The sequence below is a fragment of the Pseudoxanthomonas daejeonensis genome (genome assembly GCF_022637495.1).
In the GTDB taxonomy this organism is placed as follows: domain Bacteria; phylum Pseudomonadota; class Gammaproteobacteria; order Xanthomonadales; family Xanthomonadaceae; genus Pseudoxanthomonas; species Pseudoxanthomonas daejeonensis.
Genome location: NZ_CP093331.1, coordinates 2813177 through 2830914, shown reverse-complemented (window position 1 = coordinate 2830914; position 17738 = coordinate 2813177). Strand labels below are relative to the sequence as shown.

The 17738-nt window shown below is 68.3% G+C and carries 15 protein-coding genes and 1 tRNA gene; 7 read left to right on the top strand and 9 right to left on the bottom strand.

What is annotated here, in order from left to right; translation table 11 throughout:
• Window positions 1–24 precede the first annotated feature (24 nt).
• From MNQ95_RS12715 to accD, 8 genes are all read right to left on the bottom strand, one after another.
• The gene (locus MNQ95_RS12715; protein ID WP_162408629.1) at window positions 25–600 is read right to left on the bottom strand and encodes a NuoB/complex I 20 kDa subunit family protein; all 576 of its coding nucleotides are present in this window, start codon (window positions 598–600) and stop codon (window positions 25–27) included.
• Window positions 591–947, bottom strand: a complete 357-nt coding sequence (locus MNQ95_RS12710) for an NADH-quinone oxidoreductase subunit A (protein ID WP_162408628.1) — start codon at window positions 945–947, stop codon at window positions 591–593. Before MNQ95_RS12710 ends, MNQ95_RS12715 begins: the two co-directional genes overlap by 10 nt.
• 299 nt (window positions 948–1246) lie before the next feature.
• Window positions 1247–1331 (bottom strand) — tRNA-Leu (locus tag MNQ95_RS12705).
• 43 nt (window positions 1332–1374) lie between these two features.
• On the bottom strand, window positions 1375–1827 hold the full coding sequence (secG, locus tag MNQ95_RS12700; protein ID WP_162408627.1) for a preprotein translocase subunit SecG: 453 nt from the start codon (window positions 1825–1827) through the stop codon (window positions 1375–1377).
• A gap of 32 nt (window positions 1828–1859) precedes the next feature.
• Window positions 1860–2618: a triose-phosphate isomerase gene (gene tpiA / locus MNQ95_RS12695; protein WP_241953097.1), complete on the bottom strand. Its 759-nt coding sequence runs from the start codon at window positions 2616–2618 to the stop codon at window positions 1860–1862.
• A gap of 97 nt (window positions 2619–2715) precedes the next feature.
• The gene (locus MNQ95_RS12690) at window positions 2716–3669 is read right to left on the bottom strand and encodes an isopenicillin N synthase family dioxygenase (protein ID WP_241953096.1); all 954 of its coding nucleotides are present in this window, start codon (window positions 3667–3669) and stop codon (window positions 2716–2718) included.
• A 97-nt stretch (window positions 3670–3766) separates the two neighbouring features.
• Window positions 3767–5125, bottom strand: a complete 1359-nt coding sequence (glmM, locus tag MNQ95_RS12685) for a phosphoglucosamine mutase (RefSeq protein ID WP_162408624.1) — start codon at window positions 5123–5125, stop codon at window positions 3767–3769.
• Window positions 5122–6015: an acetyl-CoA carboxylase, carboxyltransferase subunit beta gene (accD, locus tag MNQ95_RS12680; protein WP_241953095.1), complete on the bottom strand. Its 894-nt coding sequence runs from the start codon at window positions 6013–6015 to the stop codon at window positions 5122–5124. Before accD ends, glmM begins: the two co-directional genes overlap by 4 nt.
• A gap of 156 nt (window positions 6016–6171) precedes the next feature.
• Between accD and MNQ95_RS12675 the strand changes: the two genes are divergently transcribed.
• On the top strand, window positions 6172–6651 hold the full coding sequence (locus MNQ95_RS12675) for a DUF4442 domain-containing protein (RefSeq protein ID WP_241953094.1): 480 nt from the start codon (window positions 6172–6174) through the stop codon (window positions 6649–6651).
• Here the strand turns inward: MNQ95_RS12675 and MNQ95_RS12670 are convergent.
• Window positions 6627–8012 carry a hypothetical protein gene (locus tag MNQ95_RS12670; RefSeq protein ID WP_241953093.1) on the bottom strand — a complete coding sequence of 462 codons (1386 nt, stop codon included), beginning with the start codon at window positions 8010–8012 and terminating at the stop codon, window positions 6627–6629. The two genes, MNQ95_RS12675 and MNQ95_RS12670, sit on opposite strands and share 25 nt — an antisense overlap.
• Before the next feature lie 67 nt (window positions 8013–8079).
• Between MNQ95_RS12670 and MNQ95_RS12665 the strand changes: the two genes are divergently transcribed.
• From MNQ95_RS12665 to MNQ95_RS12640, 6 genes are all read left to right on the top strand, one after another.
• Entirely contained in the window at window positions 8080–8757 is a 678-nt protein-coding gene (locus tag MNQ95_RS12665) for a DUF502 domain-containing protein (RefSeq protein WP_241953092.1), read from the top strand.
• Entirely contained in the window at window positions 8754–9536 is a 783-nt protein-coding gene (locus MNQ95_RS12660; RefSeq protein ID WP_241953091.1) for a queuosine precursor transporter, read from the top strand. Before MNQ95_RS12665 ends, MNQ95_RS12660 begins: the two co-directional genes overlap by 4 nt.
• Window positions 9537–9777: 241 nt before the next feature.
• Window positions 9778–11652 carry a DUF885 domain-containing protein gene (locus MNQ95_RS12655; RefSeq protein WP_241953090.1) on the top strand — a complete coding sequence of 625 codons (1875 nt, stop codon included), beginning with the start codon at window positions 9778–9780 and terminating at the stop codon, window positions 11650–11652.
• A 40-nt stretch (window positions 11653–11692) separates the two neighbouring features.
• Window positions 11693–12760, top strand: coding sequence for a serine hydrolase domain-containing protein (locus tag MNQ95_RS12650; protein ID WP_241953089.1), 1068 nt, complete (start codon window positions 11693–11695; stop codon window positions 12758–12760).
• A 120-nt stretch (window positions 12761–12880) separates the two neighbouring features.
• Window positions 12881–13777, top strand: coding sequence for an ABC transporter ATP-binding protein (locus tag MNQ95_RS12645; RefSeq protein WP_241953088.1), 897 nt, complete (start codon window positions 12881–12883; stop codon window positions 13775–13777).
• Window positions 13778–13780: 3 nt separating this feature from the next.
• Window positions 13781–17383 carry a M1 family aminopeptidase gene (locus MNQ95_RS12640; protein WP_241953087.1) on the top strand — a complete coding sequence of 1201 codons (3603 nt, stop codon included), beginning with the start codon at window positions 13781–13783 and terminating at the stop codon, window positions 17381–17383.
• Window positions 17384–17738: the final 355 nt, after the last annotated feature.

Below are 17738 nucleotides of genomic sequence, written 5' to 3'. Positions count from 1 at the left end.
GCGTATTCCGGAAAGGGCGTGGGTTCAGCGGTCGATCGTGTTGGTTTTCTTGGCGACGGTCTGCGTGCGCCAGATCTTCTTCTGCAGCTGCAGGATGCCGTAGACCAGCGCTTCGGCGGTCGGCGGGCAACCCGGCACGTAGATGTCCACCGGCACCACGCGGTCGCAGCCGCGAACCACCGAGTACGAATAGTGGTAGTAGCCGCCGCCATTGGCGCAGCTGCCCATCGAGATCACCCACTTCGGGTCGGGCATCTGGTCGTAGACCTTGCGCAACGCCGGGGCCATCTTGTTGACCAGGGTGCCGGCCACGATCATCACGTCGGACTGGCGCGGCGACGGGCGGAACACCACGCCATAGCGGTCCAGGTCCAGGCGCGCGGCGCCGGCGTGCATCATCTCGACCGCACAGCAGGCCAGGCCAAAGGTCATCGGCCACATCGAGCCGGTGCGCGCCCAGTTCACCAGCGCGTCGACGCTGGTGGTCATGTAGCCCTTCTCGAGCAGCGGGTTGTCGCCCTCGGGCCGCAGGATGTCGTCGACCCGCCCTTCCGGGATCGGGTTGGTCATCAGGCGATCGATGGTTTGGATCACTCCCATTCGAGAGCTCCCTTCTTCCAGACGTAGACGAAACCGAGGAACAGCATCCCGACGAACAGGCCCATGGTGACCAGCGCACGCGGCCCCAGTTCCTGGAACACGAGGGTCCACGGCACGATGAAGATGATTTCCAGGTCGAAGACGATGAACTGGATCGCGATGAGGTAGTAGCGCACGTCGAACTTCATGCGCGCGTCTTCGAACGCCTCGAAGCCGCACTCGTAGGGCGACAGCTTCCTGGGGTCCGGGCGACGCGGCCCGAGTACGTGGCCGACGATTATCAGCGCCACGCCGATGCCGGTGGCGACGATCAGGAACAACAGGGTCGGCAGGTATTGGGCCAGCACGTGCGGTTCTCTCTTGCCTCTGCCCGGCGCACCGGGCTTGGGTCTGTTTCCGCGAAGGCCGCGGAGCACCTGCTGCTTCCTGTCGCAGGTCCGTACAAGCGTCCCTGCGATGCGTTAGACGTCGCTTTCCGCGCCGTCCGTTGCGATTGTGCACAGCAGCGGAATTGTAGCCGTTGGCCGGCTGTGTAGTAAACGCTTACGCCCGTGCCGCAGCGCCGCAAAACCAAGAAAAAAGCCCGCTTCACGCGGGCCTTGGCCTTGCCGACTCCCGGCACGCGTCGCGCCCCGGTCATTTCATGTGGTGCCCAAGAGGGGACTCGAACCCCTACGACCTAAGTCGCTACCACCTCAAGGTAGTGCGTCTACCAATTCCGCCACCTGGGCTAAAACTTGCGCGCCGACTGCAAAGCGCGGCGCATTGTACGCCTTACTGCGCGGGTGGCGCAGTCTCCGTCGGCTCGACCTGGGGCGCCGGCACGGTACCGGTGTCGGCCGGGGCGGGCGCCGGAGCGGCCGGAGCAGCGGAAGGCACTTCGGTCGCCGGAGCAGGCGGCGGCACCGGCATCTCACCTGGCGCCAGCGCACCCTGCGCCGGCGCCGCGGGCTCGGCCATCAGGCCCAGGCTCTGCTGCGCGACCGGGCGGGCGCTGTGGCTGGCGTACCAGGCCATGAACAGGCTGATACCGAAGAACACGATCGCCAGCCACTTGGTGCTCTTGGAAAGGAAGTTGGACGCGCCACGGGCGCCGAACACGGTGCCCGAGGCCCCCGCGCCGAAGCCCGAACCGGCGGCCGCACCGGCGCCGCGCTGGAGCAGGATCAGCGCGATCATCGCGATCGCCACCAGCACGTACACCACGTTGAGGATCAGCATCAGCATCTTGGTTTCGTCTCGAATCTTGCTCTATTCGCTCAGGAGGCCGTCGCGGCCGCCCGGGCAATCGCCAGGAAGTCCGCGGCCACCAGCGAGGCGCCACCGATCAGCCCGCCATCCACGTCCGGCTGGGAAAACAGCGCGCCGGCGTTGTCGGGCTTCACGCTGCCGCCGTAGAGGATTGGCAGGGAATCGGCAATTCTAGCATCGTGCCCGGCGATCTGGCGACGGATGAAGGCGTGCATGGCCTGCGCCTGGTCGGGACTGGCCGTCCGGCCGGTGCCGATGGCCCAGACCGGCTCGTAGGCCACCACCGCGCCGGCGAAACCTTCCACCCCGACCAGGTCCAGGACCGGCTGCAGCTGGCTGGCGATCACCGCCTCGGCCTGTCCGGCGTCGCGCTCCTCCAGCCGCTCGCCCACGCACAGGATCGGGCGCAGGCCGGCGTTGAGCGCGGCCCGGACCTTGCGCGCGACCAGCTCGCTGCTCTCCTGGTGGTACTGGCGCCGCTCGGAATGTCCGCACAGGCCATAGCGGGCGCCCACGTCGACCAGCATGGAGGCCGAGACCTCCCCGGTGTAGGCGCCCTGCTCGTTGCTGCTGACGTCCTGGGCACCGAAGGCCAGCGGCGTGCCCTCGAAATCCTCGATCATGTCGCCCAGGTACGGCAGCGGCGGCAGCACCACCAGCTCCACGCCCGGAACGGGCGCCTCGGCGGCGATCTGCCCGACCAGCGCGGTGGCGAAGGCGCGCGTTCCATGCAGTTTCCAGTTGCCTGCCACGATCCTGCGACGCATTCCCCACCCCTGATAGCCGGTATTTCGCGACAGGATACCGCGTACGGCACGATGGGCCGCCCATCCGCGACGGGATGGAGCGGTCCGTCGCGACCAGTTACTTGAGCTTGATCTCGCGCAGCCGCTCCTCGAGGTAGCCCTGCGCGGTGATCGGCTCGGGATAGCGGCTCGGGTTGTCGGCGCTGACCGTGGACGGCAGCACGTCGATCAGGAAATCGGGGTTGGGGTGCAGGAAGAACGGCACCGAGTAGCGTGGCTTGCGCGCCTGCTCGGCCGGCGGATTGACCACGCGATGCGTCGTGGACGGGTACACGTGGTTGGTCAGGCGCTGCAGCATGTCGCCTATGTTGACCACGATGGTGTCGGCATCGGCGGTGAACGGCACCCACTCGCCCTTGCGCGACAGCACTTCCAGGCCCGAGGCACTGGCCCCGACCAGCAGGGTGATCAGGTTGATGTCCTCGTGCGCGCCGGCGCGCACGTTGGGGACGTCGTCGGCCGTGATCGGCGGGTAATGGATCGGCCGCAGGATCGAGTTGCCGAAGTCGGTCTTGTCGGCGAACCAGTCTTCGGCCAGCCCGATGTGCAGGGCCAGCGCCGACAGCACGCGCGAACCCAGGCGATCGAGGTCTTCGTACAACCCGTAACCATGCTCGCGGAAGCCGGGCACCTCTTCGGGCCACAGGTTCGGCTGCATCACCGCGCGGTACCTGGAGTCGTCCGGGATCTCGCGGCCTATGTGCCAGAACTCCTTCAGGTCGAAGTGCTTGGCGCCCTTGGCCGTCTCCACCCCGAACGGGGTATAGCCGCGCGCACCGCCACCGCCGGGCACGTGGTACTGCTTCTTGACCTCCTCGGGCAGGGCGAAGAAGTGCTTGAAGTCGTCGTAGGCCGCGTCGATCCGCGCCTGCGCGATGCCGTGGTTGCGGATCCCCGCGAAGCCCCACTCGCGATAGGCGGCGCCGAGCTCGGCGATGAACGCTTCGCGATCGGCTTCGCTGGAAGGCGCGGTGAACCGGGTGATGTCGAGGGTGGGGATGCGTGCAGCCATCTGGGTACTCCGGAATCTGGGCGCCAGCGATTCGACCACGCCGCGCCCTGTTGGTTCTTCGGTCGCGTGCGCGGTCGCGCACGCGTTCTCGCTGGTGTCAGGCCGCGGCGGCGGCGCGGACCGCCGCAGCCAGGCGGTCCAGGTTGTCCTGCATCAGTCCGGCGTCATCGGCCTCGACCGTGACCCGCACCACCGGCTCGGTGCCGGACGGACGCAGGAACGCCCTGCCCCTGCCCTGTACCGCAGCCTGCACGTCCTGCAGTGCACGGCGTACGCCGTCGGCGTCGACCAGCGCCTTGGCCGAGGCCCCGTCCAGGCGCACGTTGATCGTCTTCTGCGGCAGCATCGACAGGCCTTCCAGCGCCTGGCGCAGGCCCTGCCCGTCGCGCTTGAGCACGTCCAGCACCTGCAGCGCGCTGACGATCGCATCGCCCGTGGTCGCGCGGTCCAGGCATAGCAGGTGACCCGAAGCTTCGCCGCCGAGCGTGCCGCCACCCTCGACCAGCGCCTGGTGCACATAGCGGTCGCCGACCTTGACCCGCTGGAACGGGATCCCGGCCTCGGCCAGCGCTTTCTCCAGCCCGTAATTGGTCATCAGGGTGCCGACCACCGTCCCGCGCAGGCGCCCGCTGGCCTGCCAGGCCTTGGCCAGTACGTACAGCAGGCCATCGCCATCGACCGGGTTGCCCTGGTCGTCGGCCATCAGCACGCGGTCACCGTCGCCGTCGAAGGCGATGCCGAGGTCCGAGCCGGTCTCGCGCACCTTGGCGGCGAGGTTGTCGATATGCATCGAACCGACGCCGGCATTGATGTTCAGGCCGTCCGGCGCAGCACCGATGGCCACGACGTCCGCACCCAGCTCGCGGAACAGCAACGGAGCGATGTGGTACGTGGCGCCGTGGGCGCAGTCGAGCACGACCTTCAGCCCGCGCAGATCGAAGCCGCGTGGCACCGAAGCCTTGCAGAACTCGATGTAGCGGCCGACCGCGTCGCGCGCGCGCACCGCCTTGCCCAGCTTCTCCGAGTCGACCGTGACGAAATCGCCGTCCAGCGCGGCCTCGATCGCCAGTTCGGTGGCATCGTCGAGCTTCTCGCCCTCGGCCGAGAAGAACTTGATGCCATTGTCGTAGTGCGGATTATGCGAGGCGCTGATGACGATGCCGCCGTCGGCGCCCAGGGTGCGGGTCAGGAACGCGACCGCGGGCGTGGGCATCGGGCCCAGCAGCTGCACGTCGACGCCGGCGGCGACCAGTCCGGCCTCCAGCGCGGCCTCGAACATGTAGCCGGAAATGCGCGTGTCCTTGCCGATCACCACCGTGCGCCGGCCCGGCCGCGAGGCGGCCAGTACGCGGCCCAGGGCATTGCCCAGGCGCAGCACGAAATCGGCCGAGATCGCGCCCTCGCCGACCCGGCCGCGGATGCCGTCGGTGCCGAAATAACGGCGGGCCGTGCTCATGCCGCGTCCAGGGTGTCGCTGTCCACCGGATGCGGCTGGCGCATCATCATCGCCAGCAGGTCGGCCAGGCGATCGCGCAGCTCGCGCCGGTCGCAGATCTGGTCGATGGCACCGTGTTCGAGCAGGAATTCGGAACGCTGGAAGCCTTCGGGCAGCTTCTCGCGCACGGTCTGCTCGATCACGCGCGGTCCGGCGAAGCCGATCAGGGCCTCCGGCTCGGCGATGTTGATGTCGCCCAGCATCGCGAACGAAGCCGACACGCCGCCGGTGGTCGGATGGGTCAGTACCGAGATGTAGGGCAGCCCCGCCGCGCGCAGCCGGCCCAGCGCCGCGGAGGTCTTGGCCATCTGCATCAGCGAGAACAGGCTCTCCTGCATGCGCGCGCCGCCGCTGGCGGAGAAATTGACGAAGGGCGAGCCGATCTCCAGCGCCTTCTCGGCGGCCAGGGTGAACTTCTCGCCCACCACCGAACCCATCGAGCCGCCCATGTAGGCGAAATCGAACGAGCTGGCCACCAGCGGACGACCCTTGATCAGGCCCTGCATCGCTACCAGCGCGTCGTACTCGCCGGTCGACTTCTGGGTGGCCTTGATCCGCTCGGCGTAGCGCTTCTGGTCCTTGAACTTGAGCACGTCGATGGGTGCCAGGGTGGCGGCGATCTCGGACGTGCTGCCCGGGTCGAACAGCGAGGCCAGCCGGGCGCGGGCCCGGATCGCCATGTGGAAGTCGCACTTGGGGCAGACCTCCAGGTTCTCCTCGAGCTCGGGCCGGTAGAGCACCGCGCCGCAGCGGTCGCACTTCTCCCACAGGCCCTCGGGGACGCTGCGCTTGCGGTTGGCAGCATTGTCGGTGCGGATGCCGGAGGGCATCAGTTTGCTGAGCCAGCTCATTCGAAAGGGTCGGTTCCGTTCTGGGGCCGTCGCCGGCCGGAAAAGGGCGACAGTCTAGCTCACGTGCCCCACGGTGGTGCCTGGCCACCCCTGGTCCGTACCAGCTCGTATGGTAGGCTCGCCCACCTCCCCCCGCGACATCCTCCCCGCGTGCGAATGAAAGCCTCCACCCTGCGCCACGGCATGAACCTGTGGCCGCCCTTCCTGTTCACCGGAATCCACGTGGCCGCGATCTTGCCGGACTGGCGGCACGCCCGGGTCGAGCTGCGGATGCGGCCCTGGAACCGCAACTACGTGCGCACCCATTTCGGCGGCAGCCTGTTCGCGATGACCGACCCGTTCTGGATGCTGCTGCTGATGCCGCTGCTGGGCCGCGACTACTACGTGTGGGACCAGTCCGGGGCGATCGACTTCCTGAAGCCTGGCCGTGGCACGGTCTCGACCCGTTTCGACATCGACGACGCGGTGCTGGAGGAGATCCGCCAGGCCACCGCCGATGGCGCCAAGTACCTGCGCTGGTTCGAGAACGAGGTCGTCGACGCCGACGGCGAGGTGGTGGCGCGGGTCCGCAAGCAGGTCTACGTGCGGCGCAAGCCGGACCGCCGCCCCGATCAGGGCGACGTGACGGCGGACTGAAGCCGGCTGGCGGGCAGCGGCACCGACCAGGCGCCATCGAGGCCACCCTCCTCCGTTCGCGGCTTCGCATGCAGCGCGGTCCCGAGCGTGCCGGCCTCCAGGTCGAGTTGCAGCGGGCGTGCCGGGCTGCGCATCGGCGCCGGCACCTGCGCCAGCGCCTCCTGGTCGATAGCGCCCTCGCGTCCGCGCAGCCACAACAGCGCGGCCGTGGTACGCAGGCGGGCGTCGGCATCCTGCAGGCGCAAGCCGTAGTCGACGTAGGCCGGCGCGGCAATGTCGGCGAGGATGCAGCCGATCGGGTTGGAGGCGCACGCCAGCGACCAGCGCGAGGGCGGCGGTGCGGGGTCGCGTAACGGGCGGTCCTGCGCAATCAACTCGCGGGCCTGCGCGCTGCAGTACCACGCGAATTTCGGCGCACTGCGCGCAGCGGTGCGCTCGGGGTCGAAAAGGAGCCGGGCGCCCCACGTAGGCAGGTCCCTGTCGGCGACGTCGGCCGCGATGGCCGGCGTGATCTGGCTACGCAAGCCGGCGGTGGCGAACCGACCTTCCGCCAGCAGGGCCCTGCAGGCCGCCTCTTCCACTCCGAGCGGCAATGCGAACGCCGCATCGCACGTTGCCGGCAGCGCGTGGTCACGCGGCAATTCCGCGAGCATTTCCGCCAGCAAAGTCGCGTTGCCCTGGACCAGGGCCGCACCGATCATGCTGCCGATCAGGCTGTCGCCGGCGGCAATCAACGTGCGCCCCTGCGATACACCCGCACAGGCTCCCGCCAGCCCCACGGCGGTCTCCCCCTGGACGAACTGCGAGGCGTCGCGCGTGAGCGTGCGGGTCAGCCACTGGAACTCCGGGAACGGCGCGTCCATCCGCGCGGGCAGCGGGCTGCTGAAACGGTCGTAGGCCGACAGCACCCCGACCTGCTCGAGCAGGCGCGCGTGATGCCCGAGCAGGCGCTCGTAATCGTCGGGCGCGGCACGCACGCGCTCCAGGCACCCGGCCTCGCGCAGGCCGCACCAGGCCGGATCGGCGTCGCGGGCCTGGCCCAGCCGCGGCCACGCCTCGCGCGCGCTGCGCCACGCGCTGGCTCCACCGCCGGCGGACAGGTCCAGCGGCGGCAGCGCCGCCAGGCTGCGGATATCGTCGGCAAGCACGCGCCCCTGCTCGGAAGCCGGTATGTCGTAGCCGAGCGCCCACAGCGCGGCGAATCCGTCTTTCCCACCCGCCGGGGGTGGCGCGTCGACCAGTGCCAGCGCCTCGCGTTCGGCCTTCGAAGGCCCCATCGCCCGCGAAACCAGCCAGACCGCGGCCACGAACAGCACCAGCGCCGCGGCCGCCAGCAGCAGCCCCTTGAACAGACGGACCATCTTCCCCCCAGGGCACGCCCCCGTGCCGGCCGCCAGCATAACCGTCGCGGGCGGTACAATTCGGCCCATGTCCCCCGACCTCCATGCGCCGCAGCGCGCCTCGCTGCAACGACTGTTCGTGACCGGTCTGCTGACCCTGCTGCCGATCTGGCTGACCTGGGTCGTCATCAAGTTCGTGTTCGTGCTGCTGTCGAGCATCAGCGCGCCGTGGGTGGTGCCGCTCTCGGAGAACATCGCCGACTCCTTTCCCAACTACATGGGCTGGGGCAAGGCGCTGTGGGTGCAGAACACCATCGCCATGGTCGCCACGCTGCTGGTGATCCTGGGCGTGGGCGTGCTGGCGCGGCGGGTGATCGGCCAGCGCCTGCTTGGCTGGTTCGAAGCGTTCATGGCCAAGGTGCCGCTGGCCAACATGGTCTACACCAGCGTGCGCAAGCTGCTGGACATCCTGCAGACCAAGCCGGGCAGCACCCAGCGCGTGGTCCTGATCGACTTCCCGCATCGCGAAATGAAGGCCATAGGCCTGGTCACCCGCGTGCTGAAGGAAGAGGGCACCGGCCGTGAACTGGCGGCGGTCTACGTGCCGACCACGCCCAACCCGACCTCGGGCTACCTCGAAGTGGTCCCGGTCGAACTGTTGACCCCGACCGACTGGACCGTGGACCAGGCGATGGGTTTCATCATCTCCGGCGGCGCGGTGGCTCCGGACACGATGCCGTTCACCCGGGCGGGCGAGCGCAAGTGAGTTCGCCGGCCGCGCGCCTGCTTGACGACCGCGCGGTCCGCCTCTACATCGCCCTGGCCGCGTTCTTCTGCGTCAACGCCGCCCTGGCCGAATTCATCGGGGTCAAGATCTTCGCGCTCGAGGACACCCTCGGCGTCGCGCCGTTCGAGTGGAACCTGTTCGGCCAAGCCGGGTCGCTGAACTTCACCGCAGGCACGCTGTTGTGGCCGGTGGTGTTCATCATGACCGACACCATCAACGAGTTCTTCGGCCGTCGCGGGGTCAGGTTCATCTCATGGCTGGCGGTGGGGCTGATCCTGTACGGCTTCGTGTTCGCCTTCGCCGCGATCGAACTGGCGCCGGCGCCCTGGTGGCGCGGCGCGGCGCAGGCGCAGGGCGTGGCGGACTACCAGCTCGCCTTCGCCGCGGTGTTCGGCCAGGGCCTGTGGACGATCGCCGGTTCGCTGGTCGCGTTCCTGTTGGGGCAGATGATCGACGTGGCCGTGTTCCACCGCATCCGCCGCGCCACCGGCGAACGGCATGTCTGGCTGAGGGCGACCGGATCGACCGCCGTCTCGCAGCTGGTGGACAGCTTCGTGGTGATCTGGATCGCGTTCGTGCTCGGCCCGCAGAAGTGGCCGACCTCGCTGTTCCTGGCGGTGAGCACGCTCAACTACACATGGAAGATGCTCGCGGCGATCGCCTTGATCCCGCTGCTTTACATGATGCGGCGCATCATCACCGGCTATCTCGGCGCGGACCGGGCGCGACAGCTGCGCGAGCACGCCGCCGCCCCGTGATCCAACGGCCGGCCAGGCCGCGAAGCCACATCGCAGCTCATGGAAACGTCGGCAAATGTGCGCAGCAGCACATTGTCCGCCCGAAGCTATCCGTCGTTTCCTTCGCGCGATGAAGTCGCCACCGGGAACCTGAAGCCGCCGTCGTTGCATGCGTCGCGCGCGTGAATGGCGCAGCGACGCGGGCTGGCCGATATCGGCCGGATCGGGCACTCTCCGGTGCTCACGTTCGCCGGAGTCGCCCATGTCCCTCGCCCGCTTCCGCTGGCTGGCCCTGCCCGTCGCCCTCGCCCTCGTCCTGCCGCCGAATGCGGACGCCGCGAAGAAGAAGACGCAGCGCCCCGCCGCGACAAGCCCGGCGAAAGCCAAGGCCAAGCCGGCCAAAAAAGTCGAGACCAAGGCCGAGCAGCTGCAGCGGCTCTACGCCGGATACTGGGACGCCTCGCTCAAGCTCAATCCATTGCAGGCCACCTTCCAGGGCGATCCGCGCTGGAACGACCAGCTGCCGAACTACCTGTCCGCCGATTTCCGCAAGCGCAGCCATGACTTCGCCGCCGACTGGCTGGCCAAGGTCGAGGCCGTCGGCGAGGACGGGCTGGAAGGCCAGGATCTGCTCAGCTACCGGATCTTCGTGCGTAATGCGCGCGATGCGCTGGACGGTGAACGCTACCCCGGCTGGATGCTGCCGGTCAGCCAGTTCAACAATCCGGCCACGCTGGTGGCCATGCTCGGCTCGGGCAGCAGCGCGCAGCCGTTCAAGACGGTCAAGGACTACGACAACTGGCTCAAGCGCGGCGCGCAGGTGCCGGTCCTGTTCGAGCAGGCCATCGCCAACATGGAGGAAGGCATGGCCCGCGGCGTGGTCCAGCCGCGACCGCTGATGGAGAAGGTGCTGCCGCAGCTGGACGCGCTGATCAAGCCGACCGCCGAGGAGACCCTGTTCTGGAATCCGATCCGGAACATGCCGGCCGACTTTTCCGAGGCGGACCGGGCGCGGCTGAGCGCCGACTACAAGCAGCTGATCGAGTACAAGCTGATGCCGTCGTACCGGCGCCTGCGTGGATTCGTCGCCACGCGCTACCTGCCCGCCACGCGGGCCACGGCGGGCATGGGCGCGCTGCCGGACGGCGCGGCGTGGTACGCGCACAACGCCCGGCAGAGCACCACCACCGACCTGCCGCCGGAGCAGATCCACCAGATCGGCCTGGACGAGGTGGCGCGGATCCACGACGAGATCCGCAAGGTGATGAAGCAGGTGAAGTTCCGCGGCAACATGCAGAAGTTCTTCCGCTTCATGCAGCAGGACAAGCGCTTCCAGTTCGCCGACGAAGATGCGCTGCTGGCCTATTACCGGGGGCTGGAATCGAAGGTGATGGCGAAAGTTCCGGGCCAGTTCTCGCTGCTGCCCAAGGCCGGCTTCGAGATCCGCCCGGTCGAGGCGTACCGCGCGCAATCCGCCGCCGGTGGTTCCTACATGCGCCCCAGCGAGGACGGAAGTCGCCCGGGCGTGTTCTACGTCAATACCTACGACCTGCCGACGCGCAAGACCTGGGACGCGGAGGACCTGTTCCTGCATGAAGCCATTCCCGGCCACCACTTCCAGCTGGCCCTGCAGCAGGAACTGACCGGCCTGCCCGCATTCCGCCGCTTCGGCGGCGAGACCGCGTTCACCGAGGGCTGGGGCCTGTATGCCGAATCGCTGGGCCGCGACCTGGGCCTGTACGAGGATCCCTATTCGTACTTCGGCTACCTGCAGAACGAACTGTGGCGAGCGATCCGGCTGGTGGTGGACACCGGCCTGCACAGCAAGGGCTGGACCCGCGAACAGGTGATCGCCTACATGCTGGAGAACTCGGCCACCAGCCAGGTCGAGGCGGTGGCGGAGACCGAGCGTTACATGGCCATTCCCGGCCAGGCGCTGGCCTACAAGATCGGCGAACTGAAGATCATGGAGCTGCGCCGCAAGGCGCAGGCGGCACTGGGCCCGCGTTTCGACGTGCGCCAGTTCCACGCCGAAGTGCTCAAGGACGGCTCGGTTCCGCTGGACGTGCTCGAGGCCAAGGTCGATGCATGGATAACGACCCAGCAGGGCGCTGCGCCCCAGGCCACGCCGGGTTAACCTGCCGGCATCGCGCGCGTTCTCCGGGGAAACCGATCCGATGCCTTCGCTGCTTCCGCTGCTGGCCATGGCCGTGCTGTCCGGCGCCACCGCACCCTTGAACGATCCTGCAAGCGCCGTCGACGCGCTGATGCAAGACTACGCCGGCCACGTGCCCGGCGCCTCGGTGCTGGTGCTGCGCGATGGCGAACCGCTGCTTCGACGCGGATACGGCATGGCCGACCTGGAGGCGGGCATCGCGGCCACGCCCGCGACCAACTACCGGCTCGCCTCGGTGACCAAGCAGTTCACCGCCGCATCGATCCTGCTGCTGGCCGAGGATGGCGCGCTCTCGCTGGACGATCCGGTCGGGCGCTGGCTGCCGTCGCTGCCACCGGCCGCCGATGCGGTCACCCTGCGCCAGTTGCTCAGCCATACCTCCGGCCTGGTCGATTACGAAGACCATGTCCCGGCCGGGTTCCAGGGCCAGCTACGCGACGCCGACGTGCTGCGGATCCTCGAAGGCCAGGACCGCACCTATTTCGCGCCGGGCAGCGAGTACCGCTACAGCAACAGCGGCTATGCGCTGCTGGCGCTGGTGGTCGGCAAGGCCTCGGGCCGCGACTTCGCCCGCTTCCTGCACGAACGCATCTTCCAGCCGCTGGGCATGGACCACACCGTCGCCCACCAGGACGGCATCGACACGGTCAGCGACCGCGCCTACGGCTACAGCCGGGCCGATGGGCCCGCGTCCGGCGACTGGACCCGCACCGACCAGAGCCAGACCAGCGCGGTACTCGGCGATGGCGGGATCTATTCCTCGATCGACGACCTCGCCCGCTGGGACGCGGCGCTGTACGACGACCGCCTGCTGCAGCTGCAGTCGCGCGCACTGATGTTCTCCCCGGCCACCCCGACCGGTGAGCCGGACGTGCCGCACTACGGGTTCGGATGGCGCCTCAATGGCGACAGCGCGTGGCACAGCGGGGAGAGCATCGGCTTCCGCAACGTCATCGTGCGCTGGCCCGCGCAGCGGCTGACCGTCATCGTGCTGAGCAACCGCAACGAGCCGGAGCCCTACCCGCTGGCCCTGGCGATTTCAAAGATGTTCCGCGCGCCGGCACCCTGATCGCGTTGAACCGATACCGTCATGGCGCGCCGGGGAAGCGGCGGACCATGACTTGCAGCCGATAGCGCCCCGCCGCCCGGACCCTCAGGATCGGGCCTTCATCATCGGAGGATGTACCGCATGCTCGAGATCCGCTCGCTGTCCAAGACCTACGCCAACGGCGTGCAGGCCCTCAAGGACGTCACCCTGGACATCCCGCGCGGCATGTTCGGCCTGCTCGGGCCCAACGGCGCCGGCAAGTCGACCCTGATGCGGACCATCGCCACGCTGCAGGATGCAGACAGCGGCAGCGTGTCCCTCGACGGCCTGGACGTGCTGAAGGACAAGACCGAGGCGCGGCGCCGGCTCGGCTACCTGCCGCAGGAATTCGGCGTGTATCCCAAGGTTTCGGCCGAGGCCATGCTCGACCACTTCGCCGTGCTCAAGGGCGTGACCGCGCGCGGCGAGCGCAAGGCGCTGGTCGAAGCCCTGCTGCGCCAGGTCAACCTGTGGAACGTGCGCAAGCGCAAGCTGGGCACCTTCTCCGGCGGCATGCGCCAGCGCTTCGGGATCGCCCAGGCGCTGATCGGCCAGCCGTCGCTGATCATCGTCGACGAGCCCACCGCCGGCCTGGACCCTGAGGAACGCAACCGCTTCCTCAACCTGCTGGCCGAGATCGGCGAGAACACGGTGGTGATCCTGTCCACCCACATCGTCGAGGACGTGACCGACCTGTGCCCGCGCATGGCGATCATCGCGTCCGGCCAGGTGCGCCTGGCCGGCGAGCCGCGCGAGGCGATCCGCTCGCTGGAAGGCCGGATCTGGCGCAAGCGCGTGGACAAGGCCGAGCTTGCCGAGGTGATCCAGCAGCACGCGGTGCTGTCCTCCCGCCTGGTCGGCGGACAGCCGGTCGTGCACGTGCTGGCCGATGGCGAGCCGGGCGACGGCTTCGCCGCGGTCGCGGCCAACCTGGAGGACGTGTACTTCGGCGAACTGCGCAAGGTCGCGCTGGCCTCCGCCTCCGCGCAGGTGGCCTGACCCATGCTGCGCCATCTCCTCTCCTTCGAGCGCCGCCTGCTGCTGCGCAACGGCGTGTTCTGGATCGTCATGCTCGTGTTCGGCCTGCTGGCCTTCGGCAGCATGGCTTCGGACAACGTCAGCTTCGGCGGCGGCGTGGGCAACATCATGCGCAACGCCCCGGCGGTGGTGATTTCACTGCTCGGCAGCTTCAGCGTGCTGTCGGTACTGCTGACCACGATCTTCGTCGCCGGCATTGCCTTGCGCGACTTCGAGCAGCGCACCGCAGAACTGTTCTTCGCCACGCCGATGCGCAAGCGCGATTACCTGCTCGGCCGCTTCGGCGGCGGCTTCATGGCCAGCCTGGCGATCCTGCTGGCGGCGGCACTGGGCCTGTGGGTGGGCAGCCTGATGCCGTGGCTGGACCAGGCGCGGCTCGGACCGACGCCGTGGGGCGCCTATGCCTGGGCGTTCGGCGTGCTGGTGCTGCCGAACCTGCTGTTCCTGTCGGCGCTGCTGTTCCTGCTGGCCACCCTGACCCGCTCGATGCTCTACACCTACATCGGCGTGATCGCGTTCTTCGTGCTGTGGACGGTGGCCGGCTTCCTCACCCAGGACCTGGATTCGCGCTGGATCGGCGCGCTGCTGGACCCATCCGGCACCACCGCGGTCGGCGAACACATCCGCTACTGGTCCAGCGCCCAGTACAACCAGCAGCTGCCTGCCCTGACAGGGCTTCTGCTGGGCAACCGGGCACTGTGGCTGGGCGTGACCGTGCTGCTGCTGTGGACCACCTTCGGCCTGTTCCGTGCCGACCGCGAGGGCATCGTCATCCGCCGCCGGCGCAAGGCGGCTCCGACCGAGGCTGCAACCACGCCGCCGGGCGTGGCGGCGGCCGGTGCGCCGCTGTCGCTTCCGGTGGTGACGCTGCGCCAGGGCGCGGCGGCGCGCTGGACCCAGTACCGCCAGCTGGCCGCTTTCGACCTGCGTGGCGCGCTGACCGGCGCACCGTTCCTGGTGATGCTGGTGCTGGGCCTGCTGATGATCTTCTCGGTGCTCAAGTTCGGCGCCAGCATGTACGGCACCGAGCTGTACCCGGTCACCCGCCGGATGCTGTCGGCGATCGACGGCGGCATGGGCCTGTTCCTGGTCATCATCGTCACGTTCTATGCCGGCGAACTGGTCTGGCGCGAGCGCAGCCTGCGCGTGGCCGAGGCGACCGATGCCTACGCCCTGCCCGACTGGATCCCGCTGGCCTCGAAGATGACCGCGCTGACCGGCCTGGTCGCCGCGTTCCTGTTCGCCGGCATGCTGTTCACCGCCGGCTGGCAGGTGGGGCACGGCTACACCGCGCTCGAGCCGCTGCTGTATCTCAAGGGCCTGGCGCTGGCGGTGATCCCGTTCGCGCTGATGGCGGCGCTGGCGGTGTTCCTGCAGGCGGTGAGCGGCAACAAGTTCATCGGCTACCTGCTGATGATCGTGTACCTGGTCGCACGCGCGGCGATGGGCATGCTCGACCTGGACCACCTGCTGTACCGCTACAACGCGGCCACGCCCGATCCGTATTCGGACATGAACGGCTACGGCCATTTCATCGGCCCGCACCTGCTGCTGCGCGGCTACTGGGCGGCGTTCGCGGTCGCGCTGCTGGTGGTGGCGCTGCTGTTCTGGCCACGCGGAACCTCGCTGGGCCTGCGCGACCGCCTGCGCCAGGCAAGAGCGAGGCTGCGCGGACCGGCGCTGGCGACGCTGGCGGCGTCCCTGCTGCTGTTCGCCGGGCTGGGCGGCTGGATCTTCTACAACACCAACGTCCTCAACGACTACGTGCCCGGCGACGTGGCCGAGCAGCGTGCGGCCGACTACGAAAAAGCCTACCGCCAGTACAAGGACCTGCCGCGGCCGCGCATCGCCGCGATCCGTGCCGACGTGGACATCTTCCCGGAAGAGCGCCGCGTCGAGATCCGTGGCGCCTACCGGCTCGAGAACCGTACCGACAAGCCGATCGCCGAGCTGCACGTAGCCACCAACACCGACGTGGAGATGCGCAAGCTCGAGTTCGGGCCGCACACGGTGGTCAAGAAGGACGACGTCAACGGCTACGCGATCTACCGGCTCGCCACGCCGCTGGCACCGGGCGCCTCGCTGGACTTCGAGTTCGAGCTGTCCAGCGTCCCGCACGGCTTCCCGATGAATGGTGGAGGCACATCGGTGGTCTACAACGGCACGTTCTTCAACAACTACGCCGCCCTGCCCCAGTTCGGCTACAACGAACGCGCCCAGTTGCAGGACCGCAACGACCGGCGCAAGCACGACCTGCCGGTGCTGCCGCGGATGAATCCGATCGACGATGTCGCCGCGCGGGGATCGAACTACCTGACCACCACCGGCGACTGGGTCGACTTCGAGACCACGGTCTCGACCAGCAGTGGCCAGATCGCACTGGCACCGGGCTACCTGCAGCGCGAATGGGAGCAGGACGGCCGCCGCTACTACCACTACAAGTCCGAGGCGCAGCTGCTGCCGTTCTTCTCTTGGCTGTCGGCCGACTGGCAGGTGGCACGCGACCGCTGGAACGACGTCGCGATCGAGGTCTACCACCATCCCACGCACGCCTGGAACGTACCGCGGATGATCGACTCGACCAAGAAATCGCTGGACTACTACACCCGCCACTTCTCGCCCTACCAGTTCCGCCAGTTCCGGATCCTGGAGTTCCCCGGCTACCAGTCGTTCGCCCAGGCCTTCGCCGGCACCATCCCGTACTCGGAGTCCATCGGCTTCATCGCCGACCTGCGCGACAAGGAGGACATCGACTACGTCTTCTACGTCACCGCCCACGAGGCCGCGCACCAGTGGTGGGCGCACCAGATCATCGGCGCCAACGTGCAGGGCGCGACGATGCTGTCCGAATCGCTGGCCCAGTACTCGGCGCTGATGGTGATGGAGAAGGAGTACGGTCCGCGGCAGATGCGCCGGTTCCTGAAGTACGAACTGGATCGCTACCTGATGAGCCGCGCCACCGAGCGGGTCGAGGAGCAGCCGCTGGCGCTCAACGAGAACCAGCAGTACATCCACTACAACAAGGGCTCGGTGGTCTTCTACGCGCTGCGCGATGCGATCGGCGAAGAGAAACTCAACGCGGTGCTCGCCGAGTTCGTCCAGCAATGGGGATTCAAGGGTCCGCCCTACCCCACTACCCGCGACTTCCTCGACCTGCTCTACGCGCGCACCGACGCGAAGGACCATGCGTTCATCCGCGACCTGTTCGAGCGGATCGTGTTCTGGGACCACCGCGTCACCAGCAGCGAAGTCCGAAAGCGCGAGGATGGCAAGTACGTGGTGACGCTGAAGCTCCACGCCGAGAAGCTGTCCACCGACGGCAAGGGCAAGGAGACCCAGGAGCCGGTCGACGTGATGGTGGACATCGGCGTATTCGCCCGTCCCGAAGGCGGCAAGGAGTCCGACGAGAAGGTGCTGTACCTGCGCAAGCACCACGTCACCGCCGCGGAGACCACCTTGGAGCTGGTGGTGGACGAGCTGCCCTACGAGGCCGGCATCGACCCCTACAACAAGCTGATCGACCGCAACTCCGGCGACAACCGCAAGAAGACGACGCTGCTGCAGTGATGCGCCGCGCGCCTCCCCTCGTTCAGGGGAGGCGCGGACTTCGGGCGCTCGATGTCATGGGTGGCTGGAGCACTCCGGTGCGAACCCTGCCGCCGCTCATGTCCCCCCGGAACCGGCTGCGCCGGTTCCTCCTCCTTTACTTCCCGTCGGCAGGGTTCGCACCGGAGTGCCAGGAGGCGGCTGGCCGTCTTTCGGTGAATGGGGCCCGGAGCCACCCACCCAGGGGCTCGACCTGCCTGACAATGCGAGGCTTGCCGATGATGTTCCGCACCCCTCCGCGCAACCTACTCCGGACCCGCCACAAAGCAGTAGCCCCCCTCTCTCAAAGGAAGCGCTGCCGCGATCGGAGGGTGTG

Coding starts and splice junctions, on each gene's coding strand:
- tpiA (WP_241953097.1), bottom strand. CDS start 2,618: ATGCGTCGCAGGATCGTGGCAGGCAACTGGAAACTGCATGGAACGCGC.
- MNQ95_RS12665 (WP_241953092.1), top strand. CDS start 8,080: ATGTCCCCCGACCTCCATGCGCCGCAGCGCGCCTCGCTGCAACGACTG.
- glmM (WP_162408624.1), bottom strand. CDS start 5,125: ATGAGCACGGCCCGCCGTTATTTCGGCACCGACGGCATCCGCGGCCGG.
- MNQ95_RS12670 (WP_241953093.1), bottom strand. CDS start 8,012: ATGGTCCGTCTGTTCAAGGGGCTGCTGCTGGCGGCCGCGGCGCTGGTG.
- accD (WP_241953095.1), bottom strand. CDS start 6,015: ATGAGCTGGCTCAGCAAACTGATGCCCTCCGGCATCCGCACCGACAAT.
- MNQ95_RS12690 (WP_241953096.1), bottom strand. CDS start 3,669: ATGGCTGCACGCATCCCCACCCTCGACATCACCCGGTTCACCGCGCCT.
- secG (WP_162408627.1), bottom strand. CDS start 1,827: ATGCTGATGCTGATCCTCAACGTGGTGTACGTGCTGGTGGCGATCGCG.
- MNQ95_RS12715 (WP_162408629.1), bottom strand. CDS start 600: ATGGGAGTGATCCAAACCATCGATCGCCTGATGACCAACCCGATCCCG.
- MNQ95_RS12675 (WP_241953094.1), top strand. CDS start 6,172: ATGAAAGCCTCCACCCTGCGCCACGGCATGAACCTGTGGCCGCCCTTC.
- MNQ95_RS12640 (WP_241953087.1), top strand. CDS start 13,781: ATGCTGCGCCATCTCCTCTCCTTCGAGCGCCGCCTGCTGCTGCGCAAC.
- MNQ95_RS12645 (WP_241953088.1), top strand. CDS start 12,881: ATGCTCGAGATCCGCTCGCTGTCCAAGACCTACGCCAACGGCGTGCAG.
- MNQ95_RS12650 (WP_241953089.1), top strand. CDS start 11,693: ATGCCTTCGCTGCTTCCGCTGCTGGCCATGGCCGTGCTGTCCGGCGCC.
- MNQ95_RS12655 (WP_241953090.1), top strand. CDS start 9,778: ATGTCCCTCGCCCGCTTCCGCTGGCTGGCCCTGCCCGTCGCCCTCGCC.